General features: G+C 74.1%; 10 protein-coding genes. 6 read left to right on the forward strand and 4 right to left on the reverse strand.

The window, feature by feature from the left end:
- A partial coding sequence (locus tag LN042_RS24980) for a SpoIIE family protein phosphatase (RefSeq protein ID WP_230053588.1) occupies nt 1–2,018 on the forward strand: 2,018 nt, incomplete at its 5' end.
- Between the two features lie 7 nt (nt 2,019–2,025).
- Here LN042_RS24980 and LN042_RS24985 read toward each other — a convergent pair.
- From LN042_RS24985 to LN042_RS25000, 4 genes are all read right to left on the reverse strand, one after another.
- Nucleotides 2,026–4,161 carry an MMPL family transporter gene (locus tag LN042_RS24985; protein ID WP_230053589.1) on the reverse strand — a complete coding sequence of 712 codons (2,136 nt, stop codon included), beginning with the start codon at nt 4,159–4,161 and terminating at the stop codon, nt 2,026–2,028.
- The gene (locus LN042_RS24990) at nt 4,161–4,940 is read right to left on the reverse strand and encodes a ferritin-like domain-containing protein (protein WP_230053590.1); all 780 of its coding nucleotides are present in this window, start codon (nt 4,938–4,940) and stop codon (nt 4,161–4,163) included. Before LN042_RS24990 ends, LN042_RS24985 begins: the two co-directional genes overlap by 1 nt.
- Before the next feature lie 66 nt (nt 4,941–5,006).
- Nucleotides 5,007–6,344, reverse strand: a complete 1,338-nt coding sequence (locus LN042_RS24995; protein WP_308191864.1) for an ABC transporter substrate-binding protein — start codon at nt 6,342–6,344, stop codon at nt 5,007–5,009.
- Nucleotides 6,335–6,898 carry an MTB12 C-terminal domain-containing protein gene (locus LN042_RS25000; RefSeq protein WP_230053591.1) on the reverse strand — a complete coding sequence of 188 codons (564 nt, stop codon included), beginning with the start codon at nt 6,896–6,898 and terminating at the stop codon, nt 6,335–6,337. Before LN042_RS25000 ends, LN042_RS24995 begins: the two co-directional genes overlap by 10 nt.
- Nucleotides 6,899–7,016: 118 nt before the next feature.
- Between LN042_RS25000 and LN042_RS25005 the strand changes: the two genes are divergently transcribed.
- The 5 genes from LN042_RS25005 to LN042_RS25020 all read left to right on the forward strand — a co-directional run bounded on the left by LN042_RS25005 (nt 7,017) and on the right by LN042_RS25020 (nt 12,119).
- The gene (locus LN042_RS25005) at nt 7,017–7,526 is read left to right on the forward strand and encodes a hypothetical protein (protein ID WP_230053592.1); all 510 of its coding nucleotides are present in this window, start codon (nt 7,017–7,019) and stop codon (nt 7,524–7,526) included.
- On the forward strand, nt 7,526–9,361 hold the full coding sequence (locus LN042_RS25010; protein ID WP_308191865.1) for an ABC transporter permease subunit: 1,836 nt from the start codon (nt 7,526–7,528) through the stop codon (nt 9,359–9,361). Before LN042_RS25005 ends, LN042_RS25010 begins: the two co-directional genes overlap by 1 nt.
- Nucleotides 9,358–10,059, forward strand: a complete 702-nt coding sequence (locus LN042_RS37805) for an ABC transporter ATP-binding protein (RefSeq protein WP_308191866.1) — start codon at nt 9,358–9,360, stop codon at nt 10,057–10,059. The genes LN042_RS25010 and LN042_RS37805 overlap by 4 nt, the downstream gene beginning before the upstream one ends.
- Complete coding sequence (locus LN042_RS25015) at nt 10,056–10,709, forward strand: ATP-binding cassette domain-containing protein (protein ID WP_230053593.1); 654 nt, start codon at nt 10,056–10,058, stop codon at nt 10,707–10,709. The genes LN042_RS37805 and LN042_RS25015 overlap by 4 nt, the downstream gene beginning before the upstream one ends.
- A gap of 174 nt (nt 10,710–10,883) precedes the next feature.
- Entirely contained in the window at nt 10,884–12,119 is a 1,236-nt protein-coding gene (locus LN042_RS25020; protein ID WP_230053594.1) for a serine hydrolase domain-containing protein, read from the forward strand.
- Nucleotides 12,120–12,267 lie beyond the last annotated feature (148 nt).

The raw sequence follows: 12,267 nt of genomic DNA on the forward strand, positions 1-12,267 counted from the left end.
GGCGCGGCGGGGGTCTGGCCGCGCCGACCGGCTGGGAGGAGCCGGCCGCCCCCGACGGCGAACCGCTGCTGGTTGACCTGCCGGAGCCTGCCGGAGTGGTGGCCGCGGTGGGGCTCTTCGACTGGGACCTGGCCGCCGACGCTTTCGGTGCCGACGAGGCGGCCCGGGCCATCCTGCGCCTGCCGCCGGACCGGGAGCCGGCCTGGGCCGCTCTGGCAACCCGGGTGCATCCGGGCGACCTGGCCGCCCTGCGCACCGCCGCGCGGCAGCTCCGGGCGGCACCCGGGCACCAACGTGGGCCGCTGACGCTGCGGCTGCGGCTGACGCCGTGCGAGCCGGACGGACGGGCTGCCGAGGTGCGGCTGTGGGGCCGGCTGGTGGCGGCCGCGCCGGACCACCTGGTCGGCGCGGTGCTCCCGGCGGCCGACTCGGCGGCGGCGGGCGCGGTGGAGCGGGTGCCGCAGGGGGTGTTCGCACTTGATCCGGACGGATGGCTCACCTACCTCAACCGGGCCGCCGAACTGCTGCTCGGCGCCGGGCGGAGCGAGCTGCTGGGCCGTCTGCCGTGGGAGGCGCTGTCGTGGCTGGCCGATCCCGGCTATCCGGACCGCTACCGCGCGGCGATGCTCTCCCAGAGCTCGGTCTCGTTCCTGGCCTGCCGCCCGCCGGAGCACTGGCTGGCCTTCTCGCTCTACCCGGACGCGCACGGGGTGACCGGCACCGTGGTGCCGGCCGGCGCACCGGTCCGCGGTGCCGATCAGGGGCGGCCGGTGGCGGTGCCGGGTCCGCCGCCGGCGGCGCCGAGCGAGCCCGGGGCGATCTACCACCTGATGCAGCTGGCCGGCCTGCTCACCCAGGCGGTCACGGTGCGCGAGGTCTGCGCCACCGTGGCCGAGCAGATCCTGCCGGCCTTCGGCGGGCAGCAGTTGGCGCTCTACGTGGTCCGCGACAACCGGCTGCACCTGGCGCTGCAGACCGGCTATCCGGAGGGCATCCTCGACCGCTTCGAGGGCAGCGAGCTGCGGGCCCGGCTGCCCGGGGTGGACGCCCTGACCAGCGGTTCGCCGATCTTCTTCGAGACGGCCGGGGAGCTGGCCGAGGCCTATCCGGGGGTCCCGCTGGGCGACCGCTCGGCCTCGGCGTTCCTGCCGCTGATCGCCTCCGGACGCCCGGTCGGCAGCTGCGTCCTGGGCTTCCAGGAGGCCCGCCGGTTCACCGTCGAGGAGCGCGGGGTGCTGACCGCGCTGGGCGGACTGATCGCCCAGGCGCTGGAGCGGGCCCGGCTCTACGACACCGAGTTCGCGCTGGCCCGCGGCCTGCAGCACGCGCTGCTGCCGCACCGGCTGCCGCAGCCCGCCGGCTTGGCGCTGGCCACCCGCTATCTGCCCGGCACCAGCGGGATGGATATCGGCGGCGACTGGTACGACGTGCTGACGACCGGCCGGAGCCTCACCCTGGTGATCGGCGACGTCGAGGGGCACAGCGTGGCGGCGGCCGCGACGATGGGCCAGCTGCGCAGTGTGGTTCGGGCCTTCACCAGCAGTTCGGACCGGCCGCAGGACGTGCTGGCGCGCACCAACCAACTGCTGGTGGAGCTGGATCCCGGACTGCTGGCGAGCTGTCTGCTGGTGCGGCTGGCCCCGGGCGCCGAGCAGGCCCTGCTGGTGCGGGCCGGCCACGTGCCGCCGCTGCTGCGCCACCCGGACGGGCGAACCGAGGTGCTGGAGCTGCCGGGCGGGCCGCTGCTCGGGGTGGCCACGCCGGCCGACTACCCGGCCGTCCCGGTGTCGCTGCCGGTCGGCTCGGTGCTCGCCCTGTACACCGACGGCCTGGTGGAGGAGCCCGGCATCGGCGTCGACCCGGGCATCGCCCGGCTCCGGGACACCCTGGCCGAGGCGGACCCGACCGACCTCGAACTGCTGGCCGACCGGCTGCTCTCCGCCGCCCACCGCTCCCCGAACCGGCCGGACGACGTGGCGCTGCTGCTGGCCCGCCGGGAGCCGGACGCCCCGGCCTGACCGGTCGTCAGGCCTGCGGCAGCACCCGGTCCAACCAGTTCGGCAGCCACCAGTTGACCTTGCCGAGCAGCTCCATGATCGCCGGTACCAGCACCATCCGGACCAGGGTGGCGTCCAGGAAGACCGCGACCGCCAGGCCGAGCCCGAACTCCTTGACCGCGATGTCGGGGGTGGCGAGCACCGAGAGGAAGACCGTCACCATGATCGCCGCCGCCGCGGTGATCACCCGCGCGGTCCGGCTGAGACCGCGGGCCACCGCTTCCCGGGTGTCGTGGCCGGCGTCGTACTCCTCGCGGATCCGGGAGACCAGGAAGACCTCGTAGTCGGTGGAGAGGCCGAACAGGATCGGGAAGATGAACAGCGGCACCCAGGCGGTCACCGGTGCCGTGGTCGGGAAGCCGAGGAACCGGTTGAGCCACCCCCACTGCACGATCATCACCAGCACGCCGAACGCGGCGCCCACCGACAGCAGCGTCATCACGGCAGCCTTGATCGCGATCGCCACCGAGCGGACCAGCACCAGCAGCAGGATCAGCGCCAGCCCGATCACCGTCGCGATCAGCCACGGCAGCCGGGCGGCGACCTCGGAGGCGAAGTCGGTGTCCCCGGCGGTCGGCCCGCCGACGTGCACGACCAGGCCGGTGCCGGCGACGGAGGCCGGGATCACCGTGCCGCGCAGCCGGTCCAGCAGCTCGGGCGTCGCCGCGTCCTGGTGGGCGGTGCTGGGATAGGCCACGAACAGTTCCGCCGCACCGTCCGCGCTGCGCTCCGGCGGCTCGACCGCCGCCACCCCGGGGGTGCCCGCCACCGCCCTGACCAGCGGCCCGACGGCGGCCGCCGCCCCCGGGGAGGGCACCTCGGCGACCACCACGAACGGTGCGTTGAAGCCCGGCCCGAAGCCCTCGCTCAGGATCCGGTAGGCGAGGTAGCCACCGGTGCCGTGCGGCTCGGTGCTGTTGTCCTCGAAGCTCAGCCGCATCGACAGGGCGGGAATGGTGAGCAGGATCATGATCGACGCGCCGGCGACCAGACCGGTGACCGGCCGTCGCTGGATCACCCGGGCCCAGCGCTCGGCCATCGGGCTGCGGGATCCGGTCCGGCCCAGGTAGGGCAGCTTGAACCGGTCGATGCCGCGCCCGGCGAAGCCCAGCAGCGCCGGCAGCAGGGTGACGGCAGTGATCATGGTCATCAGCACCGTCACCGAGGCGGCCACCGCGGTGGCGTTCAACAGCCGCTGCTGGACCACGATGAGACCGAGCATGGCGATCACCACGGTGGCGCCCGCGAACAGCACCGAGCGGCCGGCCCGGGCGGTCGCGACCACCACCACCCGCTCCGGCTCGTGGCCGTCGGCCAGCCCCTCCCGGTACCGGGTGACGATGAAGAGGGCGTAGTCGATGCCGACCCCCAGGCCGAGCAGGGTGGCCACCAGCGGGCTGAACGACGGTGCCGGAATGGGATGCCCCAGCAGGAAGATGAGCGCCAGTCCGCTGCCGATGCCGAACAGCGCGGCCAGCATGGTCAGCCCCATCGCCAGCAGCGAGCCGAAGGCGATCAGGATCACCAGCATCGCGGCCAGGCCGCCGATCGCGTCCGAGGAGCCGCCGTACGGGGTCTCCGCGGTGACCACGTCGGCGCCGCCGAGCGCGAAGGTGACGCCCGACCCGCTCGCCGCCTTCGTCTGCGAGATCAGGTGCTTGACCTCGGCGGTGTTCATCGGGTTCTGGTCCGACTGGGCGGTGGCGAAGCCCACCGTGCCGTCCTGCGAGATCTGCCCGGGGCCGGCGTACGGCGAACGGACGGCGGTGATGTGCGGCGCCTGCTCCAGGGTGGTGACCATGGCGTCCACCCGCCGGCGCACCCCGGGGTCGGCCAGCCCGGCCGGGGCTGCCCGGATCGCCAGGACCAGCGAGCTGCCCTGGCGCTCCGGGAAGTGCTGTTTGATCAGGTTCTGCGCGTACGCGGATTCGGAGCGCCCGCCGGTGAAGTCGTTGTCGGGTGGGGCCTTGAAGCGGAAGCCGGCCAGCAGCAGCACCAGCAGCCCGATCACCCAGGCGGTCAGCACCAGCCGGCGCCGCCGGTAGCAGAACCGGCCGAGCCGGGCCAGTCTCCCGCCCGGCCGGGTCGGCTCGCTCGGGTCCATCAGTCGAAGGTCGCGGCCGTCGCCGGGCCGCCCAGCGCATTGCGCTTGGCCGGCGTCTTCAGGGTGGTCATCCGCTGCCAGCCGCCCAGCAGCTCGTAAAGGTAGACGACCTGGATGCCCGCGGCCAGCACCGCCACCTTGGCCTTCGGCCACCGCAGGATCGCCCCCATGTGCGCCATCACGGCCAGGCTGACGTCGCGGTAGGTGCGGATCTCCGCCTTGGCGGTCTCCCGCAGGGTGTCCAGGATCCGCCGCCCGTGGCCGGCCGCAGCCAGCCGCAGCAGCTCCTCGTGGCAGTAGGCGAGGTGGTTGTCCTCGTCGGCGGAGATCATGCGCACCGCGCGGCCGACCTCCGGGTGGTCGCCGAAGATCTTGCAGAGCAGCCGCATCTGCTCTGACGCCCGCTGCTCGGTGACCCGGCTGTGCGCCAGATAGGTGATCACGTCCGCCTCGGTCAGCTGCTCGTCGCGGCGCAGCCTGGCGTGCGCCAGCCCGATGCCCTGGCGCTCCAGGATCATCGTGTAGTCGGTGTCGTCCGGCACCGGGACGGGGGTGAGGCCCCGTTTGTGCATCAGGGCGTTGAAGATCCGCCCGTGCTTGTCCTCGTCGGCGCCGTGCCGGGCGATCTTGGGGGCGAGGTGCTGGTCCGCCACCAGGGCGGCGATCCGGCCGTTCTCCCATCCGCCCTGGTCCTCCCCCTTGGCGGCGATGGAGCAGAACAGTCCGAACGCCTCGTCATTGGCGTGGATCTCCTGGAACAGAGTGCGAGCTGAGAGCATGTCAGCCAGTCAACGCGCGACCCGAGGGAGCGGCAACAGCTCGCCGCCGTTCGGGCGATGCCACCGTCAGGGCTGGTAGGGCAGCTGCGGAACCTCGAAGCAGTTGGTGTCCATGTCCGGCACCTGGGTGACCCAGCCGGGCCCGCCCGCCGCCGTGGTGTCCTGCCAGCGGGCCACGTCCAGGCAGGCGCGGGTCGGGCCGCTGGGGCGCGGGCGGCGCACGAAGTCGGTGGGGATCAGCAGCCCGTGCGCGTCATACGGCTGGGAGCGGTCCATGAAGCGCGTCACACAGGCCCGGGTCAGCGCGCCGCCGCACGAGGCCATCGCGTCGGTCAGCCACTGGGCGGCCGCCCATCCCTCCAACTCCCACGCGGAGAGCAGGGGTTGGCGCTCAGGGTAGAAGCGCTGCATGGCACTGCGGAAGGCCTGGACGGCCGGGTACTGAGTGTCCTCGTAGTTGCGGCTGGACGAGGTCGCCCACAGCACCGCGCGGCAGCCGGGCGCCGACTGGTAGTCGCGCTCCACCGTCTGGGTCCAGTTCTGCACATTGGTCACCTTGGCGGTCAGCTTCACGCCCGCCGTGTCCAGGGCCTGGCAGAGGGCGGTGTTGCCCCGGGTGTCCATGGCGTCGAAGAGCAGCTGGGTGTGGTCGGCCGCCAGCGCCGTGGCCACCGTCTGGAAGGCGGGCAGTGCCACGTCCACGGTCTGGGCCAGCACGTGGTAGCCCTCGGCGGCGAGCCCCTCCTCGATCTGGTGGGCGTAGGAGAGCGACTCCGCCTGGTTGTAGGCGACCACGGCGGCGCGGTCGGCGTTGAGGCGCTGCTTGAAGAACCGGTAGACCTCTGTGGTCTCGTAGAGGGTGCCGTCCCAGCCGACGCTGCGGCCGTCCCGGGGCGCGTTGTTGCCGTAGATCTCGTACAGGTGCGGCCAGCGGTCGTACGCCGTCCCGATCGGCTGCCCGCCGACGTCCGGCACCCCCTTGCCGCTCACGTAGGACGCGCCCGCGTAGTCCAGCGAGCTGCCCGCCGTGAGCGCGAAGACCTGGTCGTGATCGATCAGTTGGTGCACGCAGTCCTCGTTGCCGATCCCGCTGCCGCCGTCGTCGCAGGTGACCACCTGCACCGTGCGCCCGTGCAGCCCACCGGCGGCGTTCAGCGCCTGGAAGAACGCCAGCGCTCCGTACCGCGGCCCGGAGAGCACCTCGGTGCCCAGCGGGCTGGTGAGGGAGGTGATGATCCCGACCTTGACCTGGCCGGCCGTCACCCCGGTGTCGCTGGCCGTGTTGCCGCCGCCGGCCGCGGCCCCGGTGGGGGCGGCGAAGTCCCTGGCGGGCAGCCGGGTGCCGCAGCCGACCAGCAGGAGCAGGGCGGCTGCGGCGAGGGATGCGCGACGGGTCAGCTGCACCCGGGTGCCGCGGTCGCGCCGCTCTGCATGACCAGGCCGCAGAGCGTCGACCGGGAGACCTTCCAGGTGCCGTTCTCCAGCACCGCCTGGCCGGAGGCGTTCGGCACCACGGTCTGGCCCTGGAGCGAGAGGTTGTAGGTGACGTTCGCGGTGGTCGCCGAGGTGAACTGCACATTGGTCACCTGGGCGCTGACCTGGCCCACCCGGGGATCGGTGGCGAAGCTCTGCAGCAGCGGCATCAACTGGTCGCCGTTCTGCAGCAGGGCGGCCTTGGAGCTGAGCGGGGTGGCGGGCGAGAAGAAGCTCTGCCAGTTCTGGGTGACCTGCTGGGTGGCCGCCGCGGCGTCGGCGGGCGCGGTCCCGGTGGGGCTCCCGGAGGGGCTCGGCGAACCCGTGGGACTCGGAGAACCCGTGGGACTGGGTGAGGCCGTGGGGCTGGGCGATGCCGTGGGGCTCGCGGTCGAGGTGCTCTTGGTGCTGCTGGAACAGGAGCTCACCAGCAGCACGGCGCCGAGCACCGCGGCGGTCGCTGAGATCACGAAGTCCTTGCGCATGGGTCTCTCCGCCTGGTGGTGCCGGTTCTCGGTCGTGGTGACAGCGCGTCAACGCTGGACACGGGTAACACTGACCATGAAGGCGGATCGGCGAACCACGCGCAACAGGAGGCAGCGGATGGACGACCCCGGCCCGGGCCCCTCCTCCCCGAGCCGAGCCAGGCCCGGCCGGTCGCCTGCCGAGCGCCTGTTCACCGGGCCGGGCCCCGGCTGGCTGCTCGCCGTGTTCGGCGGTGCCCTGTGCGTCCTCGGCTGGTACGCGGTCTCCGGCGAGTCCGTGACGGCCCGCCAGCTGCCCTATCTGGCGTCGGCCACCGCGCCCGGTGTCGCGCTGCTCACCGGCGGTCTCGTATGGCTGGCCGTCCGCCTCGCCCCCGGGGGCGAGGCCGACCAGCCCGCGGCCGCCGTCGAGTGGCGGGCGCCCGAGGCGGCCGGAGAGCCCAGTGTGCTCGGCGGCGGCCTGGTCGCGGTGCCGGGCGGCACCCTCTGCCACCGGCCCGGCTGCCCCCTGGTGGCCGGCAAGGAGCAGGCCTCGCCGGTCGACGCCGCCGCGGTGCGGCGCCGCGGCCTCGCCCCGTGCCCGGTGTGCGAGCCCGACATCCTCCCCTCCGCCGGAACTTCCCCCTGATGGCCGCACCCGGACTGGCGATCGACTTCGCGCTCGCGGGCGTGGCCGTCGGGAGCGCGGCGGCGCTCAGCGGGGTCGGGCTGGTGGTCTGCTACCGGCTGACCGGAGTGCTCAATCTGGCGCAGGGCGGGATCGCCGTGTTCACCGCGTACCTGCTGCGCGAGCTCGCCGTGGTGCGCGGCTGGCCGCTCTGGTTGGCGGCGGCCGTCTGCCTGCTGCTGGTCGCGCCCGGGCTCGGGGTGCTGCTGCAGTTCGGCGTCTTCGGGCCGCTCCGGCGGCGGGCGGCCGGGGTCGGCGAGCTGGTGGTGGCGTCCGTGGGGGTGCTGGTGCTGCTGATCGGGCTGGTGGCGGCCATGTGGGGCACGGCGCCGCTGGCCGACGTGCCGTCGCTGGTACCGGTGCGCACCTTCACGCTCCCGGGTGGGCGGCTGCTGCGCCTGGACACGGTGGCCCAGCTGGGTGCGGTGCTGGTGGTGGCCTGCGCGGTGTGGGCGGTGGGCCGGTTCACCCGGTTCGGGGTGCGCAGCCGGGCGGTCGCGGACGACCCGGCGCTGGCCGAGCTGGCGGGGGTGAACGCCGAGGCGGTCGGCGCGGTCGGCTGGGCGTTCGGGGCGCTGACGGCCGGTCTGGTCGGGGTGCTGCTGGCTCCGTTGGTGCTGCTCGACCCCTACGGTCTGCCCCTGTTGGTACTGGAGACCCTGGCGGTGGCGGTGGCCGCCCGGTTCCACAGCCTGCCGGTGGCGGTGGCCGCCGGGCTGGCGCTGGGCATCGTGCAGGCGGAGCTGGCCTGGCTGCACCCGTCCGGCACGCTGATGCCGGTGGTGGACGCCGGCCAGTCCAACCTGTTCGCGGTGGCCCTGCTGGTGGCCGCCCTGGTGCCGTGGGGGGAGGCGGAGCAGGGGCTGGTCGGCGGCGGGGCGCTGCTGGCCGGGCCGGCGGCTCCGCGCCACCGGGACGGGTGGGCGCCGCTGCTGTGCGCGGTGGTGCTGCTCACCCCGCTGGCGCTGCGCGGTGGCGGGGTGCGGGCGCTGCTGACCGTGCCGGGGATCGCGCTGGTGCTGCTCTCGGTGGTGCTGGTCACCGGCAGCGGTGGACTGGTCTCGCTGGCCCAGGGCGCGTTCGCCGGGCTGGGCGCGCTGGGAACCGCGCAGCTCGTCTCCGGGCAGGTGCCGGGCGGTGCCGCACTGGTGGTGGCCGTGCTCGGGCTGGCCGCCGCCGGGGTGCTGGTCGGCTGGCCGGTGGTGCACCGCCGGGGCCTGGTGCTGGCCATGGTGACCTTCGCGCTGGCTGTCGGGCTGAGCCGCTTCGTCTTCCAACAGCCGTACGCCACCGCGGGATTGACAGGTGCCCGGCCCTCGTTCCTGCACAGCGACCGGGCGCTGTACGCGGCCGAGCTGGCGGTGCTGGCGGCGGGCGCGCTGCTGGTGGCGGCCGTGCGCCGGGGGCGGCTGGGCCGGGCCCTGCTGGCCACCCGCGACCACGAGGCGGGCGCCTGGGCGGCAGGGGTGGCGGTGCCGCGGCTCAAGCTGCTGGTCTTCGTGCTCGGCGCCGCGCTGGCCGGGGCCGGCGGGGTGCTGCTGGCGATGGCGGGCGGCGCGTTCGACCCGGCGACGTTCGACCCGGTACAGGGTCTGGTCTGGTTCGCGACGGTGGTGGTGACCGGGGTGGACAGCGCCGCCGGCGCGGTGCTGGCCCCGTTCGTGCTGGTCGCGCTGGACTCCGCCACGGTGCCCGGCATGTCGGCCGTGGTGGTCGGGGCGCTGGCCACCGCAACCGGGCACCTGCCCGGCGGGCTCACCGGATGGGCGCGCAGCCGACTGGGGGCCTGGTCGTGACCGCCTTGCGTGCCCGGTCCCTGACCCGCCGGCTCGGCGGGGTCGCCGTGGTGAACGGTGTCGACCTGGACCTGACGCCGGGACAGGTCACCGCGCTGGTCGGGCCCAACGGTGCGGGCAAGAGCGTGCTGCTGGACTGCCTCAGCGGGGTGGCCCGGCCCGATGGCGGCCGGATCCTGCTCGGTGCGCGGGAGGTCACCCGGGCGCCCTGCCACTGGCGGGCCAGGCTCGGGCTGGCCCGGACCTTCCAGCAGGTGGCCGTCTTCCAAGGGCTGACCGTGGCGCAGAACGTACTCGTCGGGGCGGAGCAGCACGGTGCCTCGGGGCCCCTCGGGCGGGCCCGGGTGGCGGGTGTGCTGCGGCTGCTCGGGCTGGCCGAGTTGGCCGCGCACCCGGTCGCCGGGCTGCCGCTCGGGGTGCTGCGGCTGGTGGAGCTGGGGCGGGCGCTGGCCGGCGGACCCCGGGTGCTGCTGGTGGACGAGGTTTCGGTTGGCCTGGATGCCACCCAGGTCGCTTGGGTGGCGCAGGTGTTGGCGATGGCGGCGGGCGAGGGCACCGCGGTGCTGCTGGTCGAGCACGACCTGGCCCTGGTGGCCCGGCTCGCGGACCGCGCATATGTGCTGGACACCGGCCGGGTGGTCGCGGCGGGCACGATCGCCGAGGTGCTGGCCGACGAACGGGTGCGGAGGCTCTGGTGACCACGCCGCTGCGGCTCGCGCTCCGCGGTGTCACCGTGCGCCGGGGGCCGGTGGTGCGCCTCGCCGGAGTGGACATCCGCTGCCCGGCCGACCGGCTCGGCTTCCTGATCGGTCGCAACGGCTCCGGCCGCACCGCGGTGCTGGAGGCATTGGCCGGGCTGGTGCCGCACCACGACGGCACGGTGCTGCTCGACGGACGCGACATCGGCTCGCTGGCCCCGCACCGGCGGGCCGCCCTCGGCGTGGTGCTGGTGCCGGCCCGCCGCGCGGTCTTCCCGACCCTCACGGTGGCCGAGACCCTGGCACTGGCCGGTCGTCCACCGCAGCCGATCCTCGACGTCTTCCCGGAGTTGGCCCCACTGCTGCCGCGCCGGGCCACCGCACTTTCCGGCGGCCAGCAGCAACTGCTGGCCCTGGCCCGGGCGTTGCTCACCGAACCCGTCGTGCTGCTGCTGGACGAGCCGGACCGCGGCCTGGCCCCCTCCGTCACTGCCCGACTACATGAGCAACTCGCCGGGCGCACTGCCTTGTTGACTGCCCGAACGCTGCCCTCCTGGGCACCGTCGAGCGCGCTGGTCCATGTGCTGGAGCGCGGCCGAGTCGTCTGGCACGGCGAGGCGGGCGAACTGCGGGCGGCCTCGCGGTTCTGAGTGCGCCGAGCGTCCCTGACGCCTGATCAGGTGCCTGCTCAGGGAGAACCCTGATCTTGAAGGTGGGGTCCGATCAGGGCGGATCCCCGATGGCCGGGGCACCGCCGGTCGGCAGACTCTTCGACGAGCCGGAACGCAACCGGCCCCGAACCGCCGACCCGGAGAGAACTCGCCGTGAAGAGCCCTGCCACCCGTACTCGTTGGACCACCGCAGCAGCAGCCGCCGCCCTCACCGCCGCGCTCGCCGTCGGCACGATCACGCCGGCGATCGCCGCGACCACCGCCGGCGCACCAGCGGCCGCCGGTGCCGTCGCCGCCGGGTCCAGCACCACCGTGCCACCGCTGGACCCGGCGGCGATCCGGCAGGCCCTGGCGGACCGCCCGGCGGCGGACGTCTCCGGCGGATTCGTCCAGGTCACCGGCAGCGCCGGGAAGTTCACCGGCACCTCGGGCCAGGGGATCAACCCGGACGGCCGGTTCCGGATCGGCTCGATCTCCAAGGTGTTCACCGCGACCGTGGTACTGCAGTTGGCCGCCGAGGGCAGGGTCGACCTGAACGGCACCGTGCAGCAGTACCTGCCCGGCGTGCTGCCGGCCGGCTTCCCGCCGATCGAGGTGGGTCAACTGCTCAACCACACCAGCGGGTTGCCCGGCGGCTCGGTCGGCTGGGGCAACGGGGGCACCGACTGGTTCGCCGACCACCGGTTCGACAGCTGGACGCCGCAGCAGATCGTCGCCGGGATGGCCGGCGAGCAGATGAGCTTCCAGCCCGGCACCGCGCAGCAGTACAACGGCATGAACACCTTCGTGGCCGGGATGGTCATCGAGAAGGTCACCGGCCACAGCTACGCCCAGGAGGTGCGCCGGCGCATCATCCAGCCGCTCGGCCTGCGCGACACCTCCGTCCCCAAGGCCGACGACCCGCGCCTGCCGGACGCCGCGGCCCACCCGTACCTGACCGTCCAGGACCCGAACGGCGGCTCGCACCAGGTGGACGTGACCGAACAGAGCCCGTGGCCGTGGGCGGAGGGCGGCCTGATCTCCAGCGCCCCCGACCTGTCCCACTTCTTCGACGCGCTCTTCCGCGGGCGCCTGCTCCCGCCCGCCCAGCAGCAGCTGCTCTTCACCGTTCCGGACGTTCCCGACCACCAGAGCAGCCACTGCAACACCGGCCCCACCGCCGGCCGCGCCTGCATGAGCATGGGCCTGGAGCGCGCCGAGCTGAACGGCCTGGTGGTCTGGGGCAAGACCGGCTCCCGCCCCGGTTGGACCAGCGGCGTCTTCGCCACCCGCGACCTCTCCCGCACCGTGGTCTACTCGGTCAACCCGACGGGCCTCGACGGTGCCGAGACGCCGTACTGGTACGGGATCGCGACGGCTGCGTTCGGCATCGGCCAGCAGAAGCCCTGACGTTCGCGCACTGACCCGGGTGGTTGGCGCGGTCGAGTTCACCCCCGCCAGACCCGCGCCAGTGGGTGGTGCGGGCCACGGGGGCGCCCCCTCGAACGCGTCGATCACAGGCAGGGACTGCCCTGGCCGGCGCTGCGGCCGGAAACGA

This window comes from Kitasatospora humi (genome assembly GCF_020907985.1).
Lineage (GTDB): Bacteria > Actinomycetota > Actinomycetes > Streptomycetales > Streptomycetaceae > Kitasatospora > Kitasatospora humi.